At 58.7% G+C, this 19,151-nt stretch carries 17 protein-coding genes and 2 tRNA genes; 12 read left to right on the forward strand and 7 right to left on the reverse strand.

The genetic code is table 11. The features are described from left to right. Window positions 1-439 (forward strand): hypothetical protein (locus Q8O80_RS02570; RefSeq protein ID WP_305576605.1); only part of this gene is annotated, 439 nt, incomplete at its 5' end. 37 nt (window positions 440-476) lie between these two features. Here the strand turns inward: Q8O80_RS02570 and Q8O80_RS02575 are convergent. The 3 genes from Q8O80_RS02575 to Q8O80_RS02585 all read right to left on the reverse strand — a co-directional run bounded on the left by Q8O80_RS02575 (window position 477) and on the right by Q8O80_RS02585 (window position 5,698). Next, the gene (locus Q8O80_RS02575; protein ID WP_305576607.1) at window positions 477-2,342 is read right to left on the reverse strand and encodes a C1 family peptidase; all 1,866 of its coding nucleotides are present in this window, start codon (window positions 2,340-2,342) and stop codon (window positions 477-479) included. A gap of 484 nt (window positions 2,343-2,826) precedes the next feature. Next, window positions 2,827-5,007 (reverse strand): hypothetical protein, encoded by a 2,181-nt coding sequence (locus tag Q8O80_RS02580; protein WP_305576609.1) that lies wholly within the window; start codon window positions 5,005-5,007, stop codon window positions 2,827-2,829. Window position 5,008: 1 nt separating this feature from the next. Beyond that, window positions 5,009-5,698, reverse strand: a complete 690-nt coding sequence (locus Q8O80_RS02585) for a hypothetical protein (RefSeq protein WP_305576611.1) — start codon at window positions 5,696-5,698, stop codon at window positions 5,009-5,011. Between the two features lie 254 nt (window positions 5,699-5,952). On the opposite strand from Q8O80_RS02585, the gene Q8O80_RS02590 reads away from it, so the two are divergent. Genes Q8O80_RS02590 through Q8O80_RS02600 form a run of 3 tightly spaced genes read left to right on the forward strand, consistent with a single transcriptional unit; the run spans window position 5,953 to window position 9,401 of the window. Then, window positions 5,953-6,165: a hypothetical protein gene (locus Q8O80_RS02590; protein WP_305576613.1), complete on the forward strand. Its 213-nt coding sequence runs from the start codon at window positions 5,953-5,955 to the stop codon at window positions 6,163-6,165. Between the two features lie 27 nt (window positions 6,166-6,192). Continuing rightward, the gene (locus Q8O80_RS02595) at window positions 6,193-8,592 is read left to right on the forward strand and encodes a class I SAM-dependent DNA methyltransferase (protein WP_305576635.1); all 2,400 of its coding nucleotides are present in this window, start codon (window positions 6,193-6,195) and stop codon (window positions 8,590-8,592) included. Further along, the gene (locus tag Q8O80_RS02600) at window positions 8,589-9,401 is read left to right on the forward strand and encodes a hypothetical protein (protein WP_305576615.1); all 813 of its coding nucleotides are present in this window, start codon (window positions 8,589-8,591) and stop codon (window positions 9,399-9,401) included. Before Q8O80_RS02595 ends, Q8O80_RS02600 begins: the two co-directional genes overlap by 4 nt. 304 nt (window positions 9,402-9,705) lie before the next feature. Here Q8O80_RS02600 and Q8O80_RS02605 read toward each other — a convergent pair whose 3' ends face one another. The 3 genes from Q8O80_RS02605 to Q8O80_RS02615 all read right to left on the reverse strand — a co-directional run bounded on the left by Q8O80_RS02605 (window position 9,706) and on the right by Q8O80_RS02615 (window position 11,081). Then, window positions 9,706-10,149 carry a hypothetical protein gene (locus tag Q8O80_RS02605; RefSeq protein ID WP_305576617.1) on the reverse strand — a complete coding sequence of 148 codons (444 nt, stop codon included), beginning with the start codon at window positions 10,147-10,149 and terminating at the stop codon, window positions 9,706-9,708. After that, on the reverse strand, window positions 10,149-10,901 hold the full coding sequence (gene rlmB, locus Q8O80_RS02610; RefSeq protein WP_305576619.1) for a 23S rRNA (guanosine(2251)-2'-O)-methyltransferase RlmB: 753 nt from the start codon (window positions 10,899-10,901) through the stop codon (window positions 10,149-10,151). Before rlmB ends, Q8O80_RS02605 begins: the two co-directional genes overlap by 1 nt. 95 nt (window positions 10,902-10,996) lie before the next feature. Further along, window positions 10,997-11,081: transfer RNA gene (locus Q8O80_RS02615), tRNA-Tyr, on the reverse strand. A gap of 289 nt (window positions 11,082-11,370) precedes the next feature. On the opposite strand from Q8O80_RS02615, the gene Q8O80_RS02620 reads away from it, so the two are divergent. The 8 genes from Q8O80_RS02620 to Q8O80_RS02655 all read left to right on the forward strand — a co-directional run bounded on the left by Q8O80_RS02620 (window position 11,371) and on the right by Q8O80_RS02655 (window position 17,993). After that, the gene (locus tag Q8O80_RS02620) at window positions 11,371-12,069 is read left to right on the forward strand and encodes a VWA domain-containing protein (protein ID WP_305576621.1); all 699 of its coding nucleotides are present in this window, start codon (window positions 11,371-11,373) and stop codon (window positions 12,067-12,069) included. Continuing rightward, window positions 12,066-12,764: a DnaJ domain-containing protein gene (locus Q8O80_RS02625; RefSeq protein ID WP_305576623.1), complete on the forward strand. Its 699-nt coding sequence runs from the start codon at window positions 12,066-12,068 to the stop codon at window positions 12,762-12,764. The genes Q8O80_RS02620 and Q8O80_RS02625 overlap by 4 nt, the downstream gene beginning before the upstream one ends. Window positions 12,765-12,845: 81 nt before the next feature. Further along, a tRNA-Gly gene (locus Q8O80_RS02630) sits at window positions 12,846-12,919 on the forward strand. A gap of 501 nt (window positions 12,920-13,420) precedes the next feature. After that, complete coding sequence (locus Q8O80_RS02635) at window positions 13,421-14,356, forward strand: tripartite tricarboxylate transporter substrate binding protein (RefSeq protein ID WP_305576625.1); 936 nt, start codon at window positions 13,421-13,423, stop codon at window positions 14,354-14,356. A 4-nt stretch (window positions 14,357-14,360) separates the two neighbouring features. After that, entirely contained in the window at window positions 14,361-15,116 is a 756-nt protein-coding gene (locus Q8O80_RS02640; RefSeq protein ID WP_305576627.1) for an alpha/beta fold hydrolase, read from the forward strand. Continuing rightward, window positions 15,113-15,580, forward strand: coding sequence for a tripartite tricarboxylate transporter TctB family protein (locus Q8O80_RS02645; protein ID WP_305576629.1), 468 nt, complete (start codon window positions 15,113-15,115; stop codon window positions 15,578-15,580). The genes Q8O80_RS02640 and Q8O80_RS02645 overlap by 4 nt, the downstream gene beginning before the upstream one ends. A gap of 9 nt (window positions 15,581-15,589) precedes the next feature. Beyond that, window positions 15,590-17,092, forward strand: coding sequence for a tripartite tricarboxylate transporter permease (locus Q8O80_RS02650; protein ID WP_305576637.1), 1,503 nt, complete (start codon window positions 15,590-15,592; stop codon window positions 17,090-17,092). A 142-nt stretch (window positions 17,093-17,234) separates the two neighbouring features. Beyond that, a complete protein-coding gene (locus Q8O80_RS02655) occupies window positions 17,235-17,993 on the forward strand; it encodes a GntR family transcriptional regulator (protein ID WP_305576631.1) in 759 nt (252 codons plus the stop codon). Here the strand turns inward: Q8O80_RS02655 and Q8O80_RS02660 are convergent. Continuing rightward, the coding region (locus Q8O80_RS02660; protein ID WP_305576633.1) for a 3-hydroxyacyl-CoA dehydrogenase at window positions 17,990-19,151 on the reverse strand (1,162 nt) is incomplete at its 5' end. The two genes, Q8O80_RS02655 and Q8O80_RS02660, sit on opposite strands and share 4 nt — an antisense overlap.

Below are 19,151 nucleotides of genomic sequence, written 5' to 3' on the forward strand. Positions count from 1 at the left end.
CGTCCTCGGGGTATTTTTGTCCGGAACGCCGGTGCTCGCTCAATCATTCGGCAGTATTCCCGACTCCGTATCTTGCCGCGCCCCACATGCGTATTTGGGTTTTATCGTACCGGTGGTTGAAACCCAGGGGTTCTCTCAGCATTGGGCGCATGCCACTTACCTTCCTGATGGTACGCCGGTCATCGTGTATGGGCCAACATATTTCGGTCTTCCCGGGTACATGCGGCGTTTCACATCCGCCCATGAGTGTGGGCATCTCGCGATACCGACGCGGAGCGACTATGAAGCCAATTGCTTCGCACTAACGAACCTGAACCTGCCCCGCTCGGATGTTGATGCAATTGGCGAATTTCACGCCGCTCTTGGTCCACTGCCGTTTCAGTATGGTGGCAGCGGAGTGGCCTTTTGGGCGAGGACGCAGGACCTTGGCCCGCAATGAGCTCCTTGAGTCTCTGCGCAATCAGGGCCATGTTCGCCTATGCTGACGCGAGTTCCTCTGCGCGAAATGCCAAGGACGGCCGGTACTTGTCTCCGCAGACGACCTTCAGGATGTCGTTGAGCGTGGTCAGGTCACTGCCGTAACCACCATGACTCTTGGCATCGGTTCGTCGTGTGTCCTTGCCGGATGTGTGCAGGATGTCCTGGTGCTTGTGCTTCGGGATCTTGGTCGCGTGGATTTCCATGCCGAGCAACGGCGTGGTGGCGGCCTCTTCGAATGCGTGGGACACAAGGTAAAGCAGGGACTTACTGTAAGGCCCCACGGTATCCGCGCATTCCCGCTCCTCGGAGAGATTGTAGACCGTCAAATGCTTGAGGTCGCTGCCATCGAGTGACGGTCGGAAATGTGCCTCATACTGAGCGACCGTGCAGGCCGCACCAAGCACGAAGCAGTTGTCGATGCTGCTCGATGCAGGGGCTAGCTTTTGCCAGGCAGCAATAAACTCGCCAACGAAGTTGGACCCCGCGCTATGACCCACCAGATGAATTTTGAGTGGTCGGGCAAGTCCCTCATTGACGGACAAGATGGACCGGACCGCAGCGGCACTTTGGGCCCCGCTGGCAAAAGACCTGTGTGCGTCGGCTTTCATTTCCCGCCAGAGTGCACGTCCGATGCCTGCGGAGAGTTTCTCGATGAGGAAATCCATCGCCTCTTCGAAGCCGGTGATCCTTCCTCCGCGGGTTTCGGCCTTGCGGAACAGAATGTCGGTGACCTCCTCGATGAGGCCGGTCTCCCAGATAAAGTGTATTGGATAGATGCCGTTGCGCTTGAAGCCATCGCGCATGGCGGCAGTCTTTCGTGCGGCGGCATTGGCGTCAGTGACGCCGCCATGGGCATAAAACAAGATGTGATCGTACTTGCGCTCATCACCTTCGGCACCTTGACGCAGCAGTTTGGCTGTTTCTTCGAGGCTAGCCATGGGGGTGCCGTATTGCCCGGTTTCCACTAGATGGCCGTCATCGATGTGAATGATGTGGCCAATGACATCCTGACGCCGCGGTGTGTGCTTCTTGTCCTGCGGCAACTCCATTCCGGCAGGTCGGGCAACCCGATGGGTCAGCTCAAAGGCATTCGGTGTTGGAACGGCCAGACGCATGACCCACGCATCAACGACCGTCTCGGCCCAGTCGTGATAGCTCCAGTGCGCCAGGCCCGCTTGCTCGAGAAAGCCGCCCCAGGCGTGCCCCCATGAGTTTTGGATGATGAACCCTTCCGCATCATAGCCGACGATCGTGAAGGCATGGCCGCCCTGTGTGCGGGTGGAGGGCCGGATATGCCCACGTTTGGGATTTGCCCAGCCGCTGTGAATATTTGCGGAGACGACAATGGCACCGGCCTGCTGGAGGGCCGCGTGATAGTCCACCAGAACGGGGCGGAGCCGATAATACGACCCCAGGATGATCTGGCGGGCCTGCTTGGCCTGCGCTACGGACAGGACCCAGTTGCTATCGCCAGGCAGGTATGGGGCGTCTTGCTCACGGCAAACGCCATTGTGGAAGAAGCCCTTGATCGCCCCGCGGACACTTGAGCCTTCGTATCCTTGGCCTTCCCACTCATCGTGGAGCTTGGCCATTTCGTAGATCATGCGGGGACTCGCGCCCTCGGGCGCGAGCAGGGCGCCCTGGCGTTGGCGGAGCAGGTTGAGGGCAGCTGCAGTGGCGAAGCCTGTGCAGGCGCCTTCCGCCCCCTGGTCCAATATTACCAGTTCCGGTGGCGCTGCGAGGTCGGCCGCCAGCTCGATAAGAGGGGGCTCAAAGAAGCGGTCGCGTATGTCGGGGAAATCTCGGATCGCGGTCAATTTCCGCGTTGTGCCGACGCTTTCGATCGTTTCACCATCCTGCATTGTCCCCTCCCATGCAGATTACAAGGCCAAGAAAGCACTGATTGAAGAAATTCACAACAACTTTACGACTTTGGCAGCGATCTAACTTGAGTTTTCTAAGTAAATTCTTACCTTTATCTGTCATCCAAGATATGCGCCAGATTTTCAACAAGTCGCAATCGGCGTTCTGGATTAAGGTGGTCGAGGTAAATCTGCTTTTATCGCACAGCTGGCACGTGTTCGACACCTCTGAGGCCAAGTAAGTCCCAGTTAGGCTTGCCGGCCTTGAACGACAATAGAAAGGCCTTCTCATTGGTGATCGCTGCTTTGATGGCCGCAATCATTTCCTCGCGCGTATCGAGCAGGCCGATCAGGCTGGTCGCCCTGAAAGTCCACAAAGAGCCGTAGAAGCTCCAACATGCTTGTCAGGAGCGGACACTACGCCACAGGAGGCAGGACTTGGCGTACTCGCGCATCTCAACCTGGGCGATGATGGTAGAAGGTACTAGGCGTATTCCCAGTCGCTTGGGTGACTAAGCACTAAAGGTGAAACGTTGAACCAATCGGGATTGATTATCTCGCTCCCTTGGTTGCCCTCATAATCCACACTGCTAACGCCATTCTCCATTTGTATCCCAGCGTCACCATTTTGGAATCCATTGAAATAAAGTCCCCCTCCTAACGCGTCTTCAACCTCAAAACTAGCGACATGCAAAGAGTCAGGGGCGTCCTGAAAATGGTATTCGAAGTCACCACCATCCAATTCAAATGTATCGACCCACCCTTGTTCGGGAAAAAGGTATCGCTGCCCTGCAACGTAGTTTACTCCAGACACATCTTTGCCATTCAAAGAGATAATATCATCCGATTCCGGATTTATAATTATTAGACTACCACCGAACGAATACGGAGCGGCCGAGGCGTACAAATTTGGCAGCATTTCAAAAATAGGCCCTCCGCCCAGCATCTCTAGGTCATTGAGGCCATCGATCCTTAAAAAAACAATATGAATGGTTTCATCTGCGTTGACCGAGAAGTTGAATATATCGCTTCCCGACCCGCCATGAAGTATCCTAGTTCCAGTGGTGGATTGGCTTATATTAAATGTGTCGCCGTCTGCTCCGCCTAGCCAAATTCCGTGGTTGCCTACATTGAGAATGTCGTGGCCTTCTGCGCCGTTGTACACACCGCCCTGCGCGCCCTGACTATTAATTTCGTCATGACCGGCACCTGCAAAAATCGTCGCACTTCCCAATACGTTGAATACGTCCGAATGGTGACTGCCAAATACCAGTTGGTAGCTATTGGCGCTTGTGGTCACAGTGGAGCCTGAGACGACTAACGGACTGTTTCCACCTAACGAGATTGTCTCTCCTGCATCAGAGCCGATGATGTGTTCATCATTGCCATGCGCCACGTAAAATATGTACCCATTTTCGTTTACAGGGAGCAGCGATAGGTCCGTGGTACCCCCAGAATTCGGCTGCGCAAACACCAATTGGTCGGTCCAGATGTTATGATGTCCAAATAGGTCTTCGTGTGCAAATGTTGGGTACAGGTGCCCAGATGGCGACATCCATTCGCTGTTTATCTGGCCTCGTATTTCAGAGAATTCTTCGGGCTCAAACATGGACCATGTGGCATCGGAGAGATCGACGCGTAGGGTGCCGTTTGCGTCGATTGCGAGAGCGCCCCCTCCGCCATTCACATAGAAGAGATCTTGAGACAGAGCGCCGGCAAAACGCACAGCTATTTTGCCTAACCAGGTCGCCATTGAGTCAGAAAGACCGGCTTGCCAATCAATCACGTTCTGAAGATCATCAAAGAGCGCCGGGACTGTATCGCTGTGCACGACTGCGTCGGAATGAGCTCCGTGAACAAGTGCTCGTCTCAAGTCCAACTCCGTTGCAAAGCCTAACTGCTCTGCTAGCAGACCGTCGAACAGGCTGTGAATAACAAATTCCCCGCCTGCTTCCCAAGCTGCTTGGTAGGCGAAGGTCTCGCTGATCTTCAAGGAGAACGCGAGTACATACGAATCGTGCGCGTCAACCGGGAAAAGCTGTGAGGGAGAGCTGACTTCTAGTGAGTTAGCTGGAGATGCCCCAACTAAATCTAAAGCGTCGCCTTGGAGGTGGTGGGAAATGGAAAGGTTGAAGTCTGGCGGGTTGGGTAGATTATTGTCGTAAAGAAGTGATAGAGCATAAAAATTGTATTGTAGTGCATTAATTGGTGTTTGTGGCAGGGCGTTGTATGCGGCAGTGCATTGATCATAGATTGTTGCAACAAAATCTTCGTATTCTAGAGCGTTAAATCCATAACTCTCTAGGCCAATAATTGCTCCTATTGCTCCTGCAATGCCGCCCCCTAGTGAGTGGCCAGTTAAAATTACATTCATACTGGGGTTTGCCGTCACGATACCTTTTACTATTTCGAACGCCTCGTAGAACTGCAATGCCAGTTCAGGCACCGAGAACCAAATCCCGGCTCCGGAAACCAAATCATCGAGTTCGTCTGTTCCGCGGAACGCTATGACGATGTTGTTTCCCGAGGTGTATTGCTCGTAAACTAAACTATGGTTGCCTGCCTCTAAACCTGACACGCGGGTATAACCTGAGGGCAAGCCTGCGGCGTCAATTCCAGTGCGATACGTCAGTGCTGTCAAATAGGCGTACGTGCTAATGGACAAATTATTCCCCCTCAAAGAAAAGATCCTGATGACGTAGTACGAATTTTTGGGATGCTTGTGATCCTTGGCTTTCCATGCTGGTAAAGCTGAGCTCGGTCACCACACTGTCGGGCGATGCTCTTGATACCCATTCAAGTTCAGAAAGCACGTCAGTGGATAGAGGAAGCTCAGTTCTCGATATGGCTATTTCGAGGAGGCACACGCTTGGGCACTGTCCGTTCGCGTTCAGCCCCATTTGATAGGACAACAACCTCATTGAACTCGGATCGGTAGGGTCAAGGAATTCGACAAGTGCTGGCGGCATGCTACTGACCGCGCTTGCTTCAACGGTACACAGCTCCAAAGATTTTAGGGCATAAATCTGCTCTTGATATCCTCTGTGGGCGATGCCGTCGCACAGTCTAGGGAACTCACCATAGGTATTTGCAGGATAAGCCTCGCGCCTCTTCAGCATGTATACGGCGCGACCTTCAATCGGGAGCCGAATGGCTTCACCAGTAGTCTTGGTAAAGATGCCAGCATGCGTCACCGGGAAGATATTCGCCTCCAGTGACCAGACGGCACTGCCGGTGTAGCTGCGATCCCCAAATTGAAAGGTCGGCGCGATTACAAAGTTCAGCCGCACGCTCCAATTGCCTGGCAGGAAAGCGGCAAACAGTATGACGCCAAATACTAGTGCGAACGACTTCATTGTGCCCCCTGCGCCCAGTGTATGCATTTTAACGCTGAACGAGTAGGTAATTTTATGGTGTCGATTTTCTTACAACTTGCCTGAAGCATACCCGGATGTTCGGGCCTTCCCGCAGCCCTGATGGAGCTTGCCCGCATCAGGCCATGATGAGATCCGCGCGCACACGCTGTTGATTGTCGCCAGGAACTGACCCGGGGGTGCGGATTATAACTTGGACCGGTTATGCCGTAATGCCAAGACTTTGTCGGTATTCGATGGGCAGTCCTATCCTCTCAGCAGCCGAGGCCCAGACCGTGGCTTTGATCCGGGAATCCAAGGCCCAGGATGCGATCAACGCGTCGTCGCTCGCCGCCGTCGTCGAGGCTTTGAAACGGAAGAAGGTGAAGTTCCGCTCCGCAATTATCGAGGACGGCGGCCGATCATTTGACGCGGCTATGTACTTGTGGCGCAATCCGGTTTACGAATGACGCAACCGCGATCATTGAGTCTTGAAGATGCTTGTAGACTGGGCTGCAAAATTGGGCTTGGCACCCACCCCGATGTTCGCTCAGGAAGCGCATCGCGAGGGAGATCACTTTGTCTTCCTGGACGGTGTCAACGGCAGCTTCGGCTTTACTGGCTTGCCTAAGCTCGACCGTGATCCAGAGCCTAGAAATTGGGCGTGGTCCTGCGGCGTTCTTCACCACGTTTGTGCCAGCGACGACGAGGTCCTGGTTCATCGTTGGGACCGCACGGAGCCGGTGGCCTTCCGTCGCTCCGCCGTCGATAAACAGCTTGACCGCTTCTATGAGGTCCTGGTCCAGGAACAATCGAGTGTATCACTGACTGTTACCGATCACGCAGTCGACGCCTTCCGTCGGCTGCGATCGCATTTTCCCGAAGATCGGGGCGAGCAGGCATTGTCTGTCTACCTGTTGCTGATGTCAGCAATGATCTCGGGCAACGACAGCGACGTCTTTGAGAAATCGGAACAACTTTCGCAAAGGTTCATGCTCGACGCAAGGACGCCAGCATACCTGGCGGGCTTGAGCGCCGACTTTGTCGCCCATCTGTTTGACGGATTCCGCAGGCCATTGTTTCCCAGGTCGCTGGAGCTCGTCACAATACCCAGCCTGCTTCTTCGACATGCGGGCGCAATGGTATTTCAGGAAGCTCACCTCGAAACGCTGTCCACTGGTAGGTTCGATATCTTCGGCGTGCCCGATGCAGCGTCCCTCAAGGGAAGCCCCGCCAATGGCGTACATTATACGCCGCCAGGTCTTGCAAGGGCATTGGCCGAGCAGGCGCTGCATTCTTATGGTCCTCTCGGTGACGAGATCACGATCCTCGATCCAGCCTGCGGATCGTCATCGATCCTGCACGAGCTGTTGCGTATCTTGCGAGACCGCCGATATGCGGGACGGATACGGCTCCATGGCATTGACGTTTCTCACAATGCCGTACGCATGAGCCGTTTTTTTCTCGCGGCCACATGTCTTGATTGGCCCGAGTTGAAGGTCGTGTCGTTTGACATCGTCCAACGCGACGCACTGGACGACCAGCAATGGCCGGCAAGCGATATAACGATCATGAACCCTCCGTTCGTGTCGTTGAGATCTCTTAGTGACAAGCAACGCGACGCTGTGAGGTCCGTGCTCGGAGAATTCGACAAGGGACGACCTGACATGTCGATGGCATTCGTCGAGCGTGCTCTGAGCTCGGTCAATAGCGGCGGTGTGGTCGCAAGCCTTCTGCCTGCCGGCGTCCTCAGCATGACTCAGGGCAAGGATTGGCGCGATCACCTTCTCGATAAGGCGACGGTTTCCTTCATCGCGGGGTTCGGCGAAGTGGGCTTGTTCCGGATGGCTACCGTCGAGATCGGAGCGCTTGTTCTGAAAAAAGCGGACGCTGGCAAAGACGGGGTCTACAACAGCCTCTGGGTGGGTGAGAAACGGGATGCGACCTCGCAGGCACTGCGGTTCCTCCGTCGATCCAACCGGTTGGGAGTCGGCGGCGCCGAACAGGAGCGGTGGTCGATCGACCGACTTTCGATCGCTGAGCTCAAGGCGAGCGTTGATTGGCGTCCAAGGCCAAGATTTCTGCAGCGGGAGCTCAGTCGTTTCTCAGGATCTTCCCCGAGCACGGTTGGCGACCTCTTCAACGTTCGTCAGGGCGCATTGCCGGCGCCACGCAGCGCTTTCATGGTCGGTCGGGACGAGTTCGCGGAATTGCCCGAGGATGAGCGCCGTTGGTTTCGGCCGGTCGCGGAGAACGACAATCTGCGTGGGGGGCAAATCCTGCCGGGCACTTTCATTTTCTTTTCGCGAACTGCCGGATTACCGCCGATCGAGTCAGAGTTTGATCTCGAGCGGGAATGTCCAAAATTCTACCGGCGCCTATTGACGTTCAAGGACCAGCTGAAGCAGCGCCGGGGAAAAGCGGAGCGGTGGTGGGAGCTGGGCGAGGATCGATCCTGGCTCCGAGAGCCTGCGCTGAAGATTGTCACGGCGTATTTCGGCCAAGCCGGATCCTTCGCGGTCGACATAGAACGCAATCACGTGGTGGTACAAGGGTACGGGTGGACGCCCAGTTGGCGGACCGCCTTGCCTGAAGGGACCTCCACCGTCCAGGTACTGCACGCATATACGGCCATGCTCAACACCGATGTGTTCCAGAAGATTTTGGCCGAGTTCTGTCCTGTCGTCGGAGGTGGTCAGTTCAATTTAAGTCGGCGTTATGTGACGAGGGTGCCACTGCCTGACCTGATCGCGCGAGCCCACCAAGCGGATGGCGATGATCAAGTTCTTCGCGATCTGATCGCCATCGGCGAAAGCATCCATCGGCGCGGCTTGCCATATTCGCCTCGCGCGCAAGCCGAATTCCTGACGCGGACTCTATATGGCTTTCGGGCATGACCGTCCTGATCTGCAGGCAAAGTGACGTCGCAGCACACTGGCAAAATATTCGTGCCGACTTCAGACGAATTCTCCCGGAGAATGGAGCGTTCTATGACATCGAGCGCCTCTCCGAGGATCGCGTCCAGCTAAGATTGGGCAATGGCGCCGCGGAGACCACGATCCGCTACGACGGGCAACGTGTACATTTAGTACCGTTCCTGGATGTGGTCTCTGACCAGCCACAAAACTACTGGCTCGCCTGGTACGAGAGTTGGAAAGACCCGCAGTCCGGCCAAGGAAAGAGTCGCAGGCAATTTCACTCGTCGTCGATTACTGTCTATGCCGGTTCCCCCGGAAGCAACAAATACCAAGTCTTGCGAGCCGAGTGGGCGGGTGGCGAAGTGGTCGGAAACGGCAAGGACCAGAAGGTCGTTTTCCAGGGTAAAGGCGCCGCTCACCCGCACTGGCATCTTTCCGGTTTGGAGACGCTCGGTACCGCTCCGCTCCAACTGGTGGACGATGTCGTTGCGGACTCGGATGACGAGCTGGCAATGCTCGCTCGGGAATTAGGTGCAGAGGACGAGCTCTTAGGCACTATAGCGTTCCCCTCCCAATCCCGCCTTGAACGCATCGATCCCGCATGGGCCAGCATTCATCTCGCCACATCGGCCCGATGGGCCCAGAAGGAGTGGACCGGGCAGGACGGCCCCCACGACATGCATGCGACCGATCCCGAAAGTTGCGGCGAGATCAGGTCTTGGCTGATTTCGTGCGTCCGCTACCTGCAATCCGAGCTCCAGACCCAAATCCATCGTGGGCGCTGGTAGCGAATACCTGATACCGAACACAGCAATAAATGGTCTGCGCAGTTGTGATCGCTGGGGTTACCGCTCGGCATACTCAAGACTCTTCGAGCACGCTGCTTCGCCGAGACCACTCCCCGCGCAGTTCTGAGTGAAATAACGCAGTCCCCCAACCCGAAGCGGCTACCAATATGGCTTTTGGTCTGGAAGGTCCGATTTCGACACAAATAACAAAATGGACCCTAAGTGCCGGAAATGGTTGAGGTATGAGTTTTGGGCGAGCATGATTTTGGAAAATCTGTATCGCTCGCAACAACAGCCGCGTATTCTAGACTTCTTCGTCATCCTCGACATCGGTCAGGTAGACCGACACTTCGATATCAATGCCACAGCCGGCAATGGCGGCCACGACATGGGCTGGCAGGCGGGTCGACATCGCCTCGCCATGTTCGGGATAGTCAAAGGCCAGATCGAGCACGGCCTTGCCGATGCGGCGATCGTCCAGCATGGCGGTAATGGCCGGGCCGGACTGTTCGGCCAGCTCCAGCAGGGCCCGCACCGGATTGGTCACCGGCACGTCCACCTGGGCATAAAAGCTGCCCTCGGCGTCCTCGGGCTCAAAGCGGCTGGTCAATTGCTTGAGGGCGCCATCGAGCTCAAGCTGCTGCTTGTCGGCGTCCGACAGGGCACTCAGCGTGCCCTCCTGTGCGGGTGGCCGCAGGGTGACGCCTGACAGCCGCAACGCTATGGCAAAGGGAGCAAATGACGTCATCAGGCGCGTCCGGCAGTGGCCGCAAACAGCGCGATGGCGGCGGCATTTGAAACGTTCAGCGATTTGATCGGGCCGGGCATATCCAGCTTGACCACTTCGTCGCACAGCTCGCGGGTGCGCTGGCGCAGGCCCTTGCCCTCGGCACCCATCACGATGGCCATCGGCCGGTTATCGGTGCGTGGCTTGAGCTGAAGTTCTGACTCAGAATCAAAGCCGAGCACCAACATGCCGCGGCCCTTGAGTTTTTCGAGCGCATCGCCAAGATTTCGCACCTCGATCATCGGCACCAGATCCAGTGCCCCGGAGGCCGATTTGGCCATCACGCCGGTCTCGCGCGGCGAGTGCCGGGCGGTGGTGATGACGGCGTCGGCGCCGAAGGCGCAGGCGGTGCGCAGTATCGCGCCGACATTGTGCGGGTCGGTGATGTGATCGAGCACAACCACCAACTGCAGCGGGTGGATGTCGTCGAGCCCGAAACGGCTGACGGGATCAACCTCCAGCGCGGCGCCCTGATGCACGGCATCCTCGCCGAGCAGCCTGTCGAGCTCTTTGGGCGTGGTTTCCTTGACCGGAACCTTGCCGATTTCGCCTGATTCTTTCAGTCGGTTCAGCGCGTTGGGGGTGGCCAGCAGCACCTTCTTGATGCGGTTGGGATTATCCAATGCGGCGCGCACGGTGTGCATGCCGTAAAGATAGACCGGGCCCTCATCGGGATTGTAGCGCGCCTTGGGCGGAAATTTATTGAAGCTCATGGCATTTGCCTAGCGCTTTTGCAGCATGCCAGCAAGCGGCGTGCTGACCGCTGACGGCAACTTGCAGGCTTTGTGCATGGATGGTGCGGGGCGGTTGGTGGAGGGGACTGGATTCGAACCAGTGTACGCTAAGCGGTCAGATTTACAGTCTGATGGATTTAACCACTCTCCCACCCCTCCACTACAACGTCGCTCGGGTAGGACGACGCTACGCCAAAGCGTGTCGTCGGGGCGGTTTATGGTGGTCTGATGACACAGTGTCAACTCCCGATCCACAAAGGTCGCAAAAAACCGGTTGGCGGCGCGTCTGGTGGGGCCCACGCCCGATGAGGGCGAGGCGCGCGAACCCTTGCATCGACGCCCTGGATAGGTCAGCAAGCCCGGTCACCTCTGCGTGCGCGGCGTCACCGGGCTTGCGGGCAGGCGGCCGGGGCCACATATTGAGGCCATGGTAGAAAAAGACGCTATAGTGCGAAACAAGACGGGCGTGCCCGGGCAGGGTAGGGTCAGCGCCGACGTCGCCGCCTTCACCAGGAAGGTCGGCGCGATGGCGCGCCCCATGGGGGCCCATGATGGCCGGCTGCTGTTCGCGCTGGACGCCACGATGAGCCGTCAGCCGACCTGGGATCTGGCGGTGTCGCTGCAGGCCGAGATGTTCCGGGCCATTCCCAAGGATAGCGGGTTGCAGGTGCAATTGCTGTATTTCCGGGGCTTTGGCGAATGCCGGGCATCAAAATGGGTGGTCGACGCCAATGCGCTAGCCAAGCTGATGACCGGCATTGCCTGCCAGGGCGGCAATACCCAGATTTCCAAGGTGTTTGCCCACGCGCGCAGCGAACACGCCAAGCGCAGGATCAATGCAGTGGTCTATGTCGGCGACGCCATCGAAGAAAATTTCGATGATTTGGCCGCCAAGGCCGGACAGCTCGGCCTGCTGGGGTGTCCGATGTTCGTGTTCCAGGAGGGGCGAGACACTAGGGTCGAGGCGGGGTTCCGTGAATTCGCGCGGCTGACCAAGGGCGCCTATGCCCGGTTCGACGCGTCGGCGCCGCAGGAGCTGGCAGCACTGCTCAAGGCCGTGGCGGCCTATGCCAGCGGCGGCAAAGACCTGCTGAAGCTGCAGGGCAGCGGCCAGGCGCAGGCGCTTCTGGCGCAGTTGCCCCATTGACCTATTTTTTTATCGGCGCGGCGGGACTGCTGGGGGCACTGGCGGCCTATCAATATCTGCGCCGGTTTGAGCGCCGCCAGATGATGCTCGGCCTGCGCTGGGCGGTCGGTGGTGTTGCCGGGCTGATTGCCGTGCTGCTGTTGCTGGCGCGGCGCTTCGATATTGCCATATTTGTCGGCGCGGTGGCTTTTTCGGTAATCCGTAGCGGGCGGCTGGGACCGTTCTCCTTCGAGGACGCGACCCTGGACGGGGGCAATGCCTCCAAAGTCAAAAGCCGTTACTTCGCCATGGCGCTGGACCACGACACCGGCGCGGTGCAGGGCCGGGTGCTGGACGGCCAGTTCAAGGGGGTCGATCTGATCGATCTGGGCGAAGCAGATACGCGGGCCCTGCTGGCCGAGGTGGATTGGGACCCCGACAGTCTCAGCCTGCTGGAAAGCTGGCTGGATGCCAATCGGAGCGGTTGGCGCGAGTATTTCGCCGAAGCGGCGTCTGACGAGGCACCGGGGCCGAAAGCGCCCGCCGACGCGCTGGCGGAGGCCTATGAGGTGCTCGGCCTGCAGCCCGGCGCCACCAAAGACGAGATTCGTGCCGCCCATCGCGAACTGATGAAGGGCGTTCATCCCGACCTTGGCGGCTCGAGCTATCTGGCCTCCAAGATCAATGAAGCGCGCGACCTGTTGCTCAAGCAGTAGCAAACCGCCCGTTGCGGCGCATCGGAGGGGTTGCGGGCGACGCGCTGTCAAGCTAATGGCTTGTCATCGGTCACCGACCGGGCGGGTATAGCTCAGTGGTAGAGCAGCAGCCTTCCAAGCTGAATATGCGGGTTCGATTCCCGCTACCCGCTCCATTTTCCCAGACGTCATTCTAACTACCAGTTTGAAAACGCTATGTTTTCTGGCAATATTCTTGCCCGACCTGGGGGCAATTGCGCAAGCTGAATGATCTCGACCGCTATCTGAAACGTCGACGGGCATAGCTGGGTTTACTACCGGCGCGTGCCAACGGCGCTCTCGTCCCTCGACTCATGTCGCCCTTCGCCCGACGGGCTCTTGGCACCCGCGACCTTGCGCTTGCCCGCCGATCCAATCGCTATTTTCGTCGAACATGTTGGCCTGCGAAACGCCGGCTGCTTTGTAGAGCGCGTCGAACGCGGTCTCATCAGCTTGTGCATCGGCGGTACGTCTTCGAGGTCGTGGGCCACAACTACCCAACCGATACCCCGAATTTTCTCCCGGAAGCGGCTAGACGCCTATCACGGAACCGCATATAGGTCATAAAAGTAGCTTATTATGTTTTAGCTGGGAGGAACAGCATGACTTTAAGGAAACTTGTCACTGTCGGAAGCTTTTTGGCGCTGTCGACGCTGATGACATCGAGTGTGATCCAGGCACAGGAATACCCGGACAAGCCCATCCGGCTGGTCGTGGCTTATCCTGCTGGCGGCACTGCTGACGCGGTCGCCCGAGTGCTGAGCGAGGCTCTTACCAAAACGACCGGTGCGACCATCGTCGTCGACAATCAGGGCGGTGCATCGGGCGCCATCGGTGCGGGGCAGGTGGCTCGCGCCGAGGCCGATGGCTATACGCTGCTCCTTGGTGCAAACAGCATTTTCTCCGTCGTGCCGCACCTGCGCGAACTCGACTTCGATCCCAATGCCGATCTGGTGCCGGTGGCAAAGATCGCGGACTCGACCCGCTTGCTGGCCGTGCATCCCTCGGTGCCTGCTCAAAACATGAAAGAGTTCATCGCATACGCCAAGGCAAATCCCGGCATGCTGAACTACTCCTCGTCAGGCAACGGATCGACCCCGCAGATCCTGACGGAAATCTTCAAGTCGGCAGCAGGCGTTGATGTCCAGCACATTCCCTATGGTGGGGCCGGCCCAGCGCTGAACGGACTGCTTTCGGGCACTGTGCAGATGATGATCGACACCGTGGTGATTTCGCAGGCGGAAAGCGGCGCCCTGCGCGGCCTCGCCGTCTTCGGCAATGCGCGCATTCCCGGATTGCCGGATGTCCCCACCATGGTCGAGGAAGGTTTCACCGAGCTGCGCAGTGCCGGTTGGACCGGTCTCTTTGCTCCCAAGGACACGCCAGCCGACATCATCGAGATGCTGAGCATTGAAATCAGCGGTCTTTATAACGATCCGGCTTTCATTGAGCGGCTGAGTTCTGTTGGCGTGGATCCCGACTTCCTGGACCCACGCGCATTCGCAGATAGTCTCGCGGTTGATTTCGCGTACTTTGGCGACGTTATCAACTCTGCTGGCATTGCGGAAGAATAGCACTGTGTCCAACGTCACGACAGCGACGAAGCAGGGTCTATCCCTGCTTCTCGCGCCCTCGCTTGGCCGGGGCGCCGAAGACTTCTCGGTCCTCGCCGCCAATCTGCGAATGCTCGGCTATACCGTCCTCACGCCCGAGCCCTTTGGCATGGACGTGAGCGACAACCTGGCAGACGCAACTCTTGAAACCCTTGGACAACACCTGCTTGACGCCGCGCCGCAGGATGGCAGTGGCCTGGTTGTCATCGGGCATGCATTCGGCAATTGGGTTGCCCGCATGGCAGCGGTATTGAGCCCCGAGCGCGTTGCGGCCGTTGTGCTGCTGGCCGCTGCTCGGCAGGTGATACCCACCGACATTAAGCCATCGATCGATGGCAGTTTTAATCCCGCGCTCGGCGATAGCGAGCGACTGCAGCACTTGCAGCGCGCCTATTTCGCGCCGGGGAACGACGCTGGTGCCTGGCTTCATGGCTGGCATCCGTCGATGGCCGCCGGACAACGGGCCGCTGCGGCCCGCAGTGACCGCTCGCACTGGTGGCACGCCGGTGGAGTGGTGCCAATCCTTGACGTCCAGGCCGCTGAGGACGCGATTGCCCCTGCGTCCGAGGCCATGGAACTGCGAACAGAACTTGGCGCCAGGGTGACAAATATCACCATCGAAAATGCGGGACACGCGCTCCTGCCTGAACAACCAGCTGAAGTTGCTGAGGCCATCGATGCCTTTGTCCGCCGGCTTGAATCGCGAAAGAACGTCTCATGAGCGCATGGAGCAAGTTGCAGGATAAGGACGTGCTGTCCGGTGCCATATTTGCCGGCGTAGGCGTGTGGTTCACCGTTCAGTCGCTCAACCTCTCGATGGGATCAGCCCGATCCATGGGACCGGGCTATCTGCCGACCGCATTGTCCCTGCTGCTGCTCGCCTTCGGCGTTGCAATACTGGTGCGCGGCGTGATCCGGGGCGTTGGCCCGGTATCCAAAATCCCGCTGCGCGGGCTCGTCGCGGTCATCGCGGCGCTGCTGATCTTTGCCTTCTGTGTCCGCGGCGCCGGCCTCGTACCAACTGTTTTCGTGGTGGTGCTGGTGACCTGCCTTGGCAGTACGCGCGCGCAGCCGCTCCCAAGTGTTCTTCTCGCCGGCGGTGTCGCCATTTTCTGCTGGGCAGCGTTCATATGGGGACTTGGCTTGCCACTCAGCATGATCGGCCCTTGGCTGGGAGGATATTGAGCCATGAGCATGGACCTTTTGAGCAACCTTTCGATCGGGCTGTCCGCCGCCTTTTCCCTCGACAACCTGTTCTACTGCTTTTCCGGTGTCCTGCTCGGCACCCTCATCGGCGTGCTGCCCGGTATCGGCACCGTGGCTACCATTGCCATGCTGCTGCCCATCACCTTCGGACTGCCGCCGGTCGGCTCGCTCATCATGCTGTCCGGCATCTACTACGGTGCGCAATATGGCGGCTCGACCACCGCGATCCTGATCAACTTGCCGGGCGAAAGCTCCTCGGTGGTCACCGCCGTCGATGGCTACCAGATGGCGCGGAACGGCCGCGCTGGGGTGGCCTTGGCCACCGCGGCCATCGGCTCCTTTTTCGCCGGGACCGTAGCAACGATACTACTCGCACTGTTCGCGCCCCCGCTGGCCGCCGTCGCGCTGACATTCGGCCCCGCCGAATATACGTCCCTCATGGTGCTGGGGCTGATCGCCTCGATTGCTCTGGCGTCCGGATCGCTGCTCAAGGCCTTCGCCATGATGATCATCGGTCTGCTGCTGGGCCTGGGCGGTCAGGATATCTACACAGGCGCCCAGCGGTTTACCCTGGGCATGGTTGAACTGATCGACGGCTTCGAGTTCATTGCCATTGTGATGGGAATGTTCGGCATCGCCGAGGTGATCCGCAATCTGGAGGATGAAAGCACACGTTCGGTGCTGTCCACCAAGCTCAAGAACCTCTTTCCCAGCCGGGCGGATTTTCGTGAGATGTTCGCGCCAATCCTGCGGGGTACCGCGCTCGGGTCGCTGTTCGGCATTTTGCCGGGGGGCGGAGCGATGCTGTCGTCCTTTGCCGCCTATGCCCTTGAAAAGAAGCTGTCGCGGCATCCCGAGACCTTCGGCAAGGGCGCGCTGGCTGGCGTTGCCGGGCCGGAAAGCGCCAACAATGCCGGCGCACAGACGTCGTTCATTCCCATGCTGACCCTGGGCATCCCATCCAATCCCGTCATGGCGCTGATGATTGGTGCACTGATCATCCAGGGCATCACGCCCGGTCCAAATGTGGTGACCGAGCAGCCCGTGTTGTTTTGGGGGCTGATCGTCTCTATGTGGTTGGGCAACCTGATGCTGGTCGTGCTGAACCTGCCTCTGGTTGGCATATGGGTGAAGTTGCTCAGCGTGCCATATCACTTCCTGTTCCCTGTCATTGTCGTCTTCTGCTCGATAGGCGTGTTTAGCGTCAATAACGCCGCCTTCGATGTAATCTTGATGGCGATCTTCGCGGCCATCGGCTACGTGCTGGTCAAGCTTGACTGCGAACCGGCGCCGCTGCTGCTCGGTTTTGTTGTGGGCCCCATGCTGGAAGAGAATATCCGGCGGGCCATGCTGGTATCGCGCGGGGAGCCGGCCATTTTCATCGAGCGCCCGATCTCCGCCGGTCTGCTGGTGATAGCGATTGTCACCATCGCCGCAGTAACCCTGCCGGCGATCCGCAAGGGTCGCGAGCAAGCGTTCAAGGAAGAGTAGCCTCGACTGATACGAGGCTGGAAATAGGGCGCGGTTGCGGCGCTGCCTACAGGCCGCGCTGCAACCCTTAAAGTTCTAAAACCAGTCTATTGGTTGTAACCCATCTGCTGATCACCTAGATTGAGGGGGTCCAGACGCAACCATGAGCAGTTCAGTGCATATCAAGCCGACCTCTGGCACAGTCGATTTCGGTAAAAGCGCCGTTGCGCGCTACATCCAGTTGGCGACCCTGTTCAAGCGCCGCATCGAGTCCGGCCAATGGGCTGTCGGAAGCCAAATCCCGACCGTTGATGAACTGGCCGTGGAATGCGGCGTGGCGCGGGCCACCATCCGCCAGGCTCTCGACCAGCTCGAAAATGAAAACCTGATCGAGCGCTTCAGGGCCAAGGGCACCTTCGTGCGCAGCCGTCCGCAGGAAGAGCTCTGGTGCGCCGTGGCGACTGACTGGTCCGGCCTCCTGCGGCCAAGCCACGATGCCCGGATCGAGATCCTCAGCGACCAGCGGAACCGCCAGCTACCCGGCCTTCCCTATATGATCGGCAAGACCGCGCCCCTCTATCGCCATCTCAACCGGCGGCACTGGCGCGAAGGATCGCCGTTCCTGCTCACCGAGCTCTATATCGATGAGCGCCTGTCCGATCGCATCACGCGCAATGACCTCGAAACCAAGACTGCCCTGCGGTTGGTCACGGACGTGCCCGGGGTCGAGATTGTCGATGCTCAGCAGACGCTCACCATCCGCAGCGCGGACATGGATATGGCGAAGGCGCTCGACATTGCCATCAATGCGCCTGTCGCCCTTGTCTATCGCCGCGCCGTCGATCAGACCGGCACGACAGTACTGGTTGCAGAGGGCGTCTACCGGGGAGACGTGGTTCGTTTCGACGTCAAATTGCGTTAGTCGGCGCGGCGAAAGCCATGGCCCGTCGCAGCTTCCACCTGGCCCAGTGCTTTGGCGTACACGCCCGGATCCTGCCTTGAATGCCAGAACAATGGCCCGCCTTCCCAAGCCGGAAATCCATAGCCATGCACCAGGGCAACATCGACGTCCCCCGGCCGCTGTGCGACCCCGTCTTGCACCACGAGCTGCGCCTCGTTGACCATCGCCGCCAAAGCGCGTTTCTGGATTTCCGCCGCGTCAAAGGTCCGGGGCGGCCGCACGCTGGCACTGGCGCTGATGATGGCTGCCACTGCCGGATCGACAACGCGTCGTCCCTGCTCGTCATAGCGATACCAGCCCGCCCCAGCCTTGCGGCCCAGCCGGCCTGCCTCGCATAACCGGTCGGCAATGGTGACATATCGCTGGCGTGGATCGCGCGTCGCAGACAGCCGCTGACGCGTCCGCCACGCAATATCAAGTCCCGATAGATCGGCTACGGCGAAGGGGCCCATGGCAAAGCCGAACTCCACCAGAGCCGCATCCACTTCTTCGGGCGCTGCTCCCTCATCGACCATGAACTCGCATTGCTGCCGGTAGGCCGAGAAGATGCGGTTGCCGATAAAACCTTCGCCGAGGCCCGAGACAATCGCAATCTTGCCCATCTGCCGGGCAAGCTTGAGTCCGGTAACCAGTGCCTCGTCCGAGGTGAGCGGCGTGCGGACGACCTCAAGCAGTTTCATCACATTGGCAGGGCTGAAAAAATGGAGCCCGAGCACGGAAGCAGGGCGGCCTGTCGCCCGGGCAATAGCCGCCATGTCGAGATAGGACGTATTTGTGGCAAGGATTGCGTCGGGGCGCGCCACGGCATCCAGCCGCGCAAACAGGTTCTGCTTGACGGCAAGGTCCTCAAAGGCGGCTTCGATGATAACATCGCAATCGCCCAGGTCGGTCAGCTCAACACTGCCCCCAAGCGCTGCGCGCCGACTGGCGCTTTCCTTGGGATCAATGCGCCCGCTCGCCACATCGGCTGCAAGCGTTTGCTCGACCCGTTCTATGCCCTTGGCCAGCGCCGGTTCGTCCTGCTCGACAAGACGCACGGCGAGCCCGGAATTGAGCAGGCACACCGCAATGCCAGCACCCATTGTGCCAGCGCCGACCACACCGACCCGCCGGACATGT

This window comes from Devosia sp., from assembly GCF_030689745.1.
GTDB classification, from domain to species: Bacteria; Pseudomonadota; Alphaproteobacteria; order Rhizobiales; family Devosiaceae; genus Devosia; species Devosia alba.

Bases quoted from the DNA above. Each gene is read 5' to 3' on its own strand.
- Q8O80_RS02590 (WP_305576613.1), top strand. From the start codon at position 5,953: ATGGGCAGTCCTATCCTCTCAGCAGCCGAGGCCCAGACCGTGGCTTTG.
- Q8O80_RS02655 (WP_305576631.1), top strand. From the start codon at position 17,235: ATGAGCAGTTCAGTGCATATCAAGCCGACCTCTGGCACAGTCGATTTC.
- Q8O80_RS02645 (WP_305576629.1), top strand. From the start codon at position 15,113: ATGAGCGCATGGAGCAAGTTGCAGGATAAGGACGTGCTGTCCGGTGCC.
- Q8O80_RS02585 (WP_305576611.1), bottom strand. From the start codon at position 5,698: ATGAAGTCGTTCGCACTAGTATTTGGCGTCATACTGTTTGCCGCTTTC.
- Q8O80_RS02595 (WP_305576635.1), top strand. From the start codon at position 6,193: ATGCTTGTAGACTGGGCTGCAAAATTGGGCTTGGCACCCACCCCGATG.
- Q8O80_RS02600 (WP_305576615.1), top strand. From the start codon at position 8,589: ATGACCGTCCTGATCTGCAGGCAAAGTGACGTCGCAGCACACTGGCAA.
- rlmB (WP_305576619.1), bottom strand. From the start codon at position 10,901: ATGAGCTTCAATAAATTTCCGCCCAAGGCGCGCTACAATCCCGATGAG.
- Q8O80_RS02650 (WP_305576637.1), top strand. From the start codon at position 15,590: ATGGACCTTTTGAGCAACCTTTCGATCGGGCTGTCCGCCGCCTTTTCC.
- Q8O80_RS02605 (WP_305576617.1), bottom strand. From the start codon at position 10,149: ATGACGTCATTTGCTCCCTTTGCCATAGCGTTGCGGCTGTCAGGCGTC.
- Q8O80_RS02575 (WP_305576607.1), bottom strand. From the start codon at position 2,342: ATGCAGGATGGTGAAACGATCGAAAGCGTCGGCACAACGCGGAAATTG.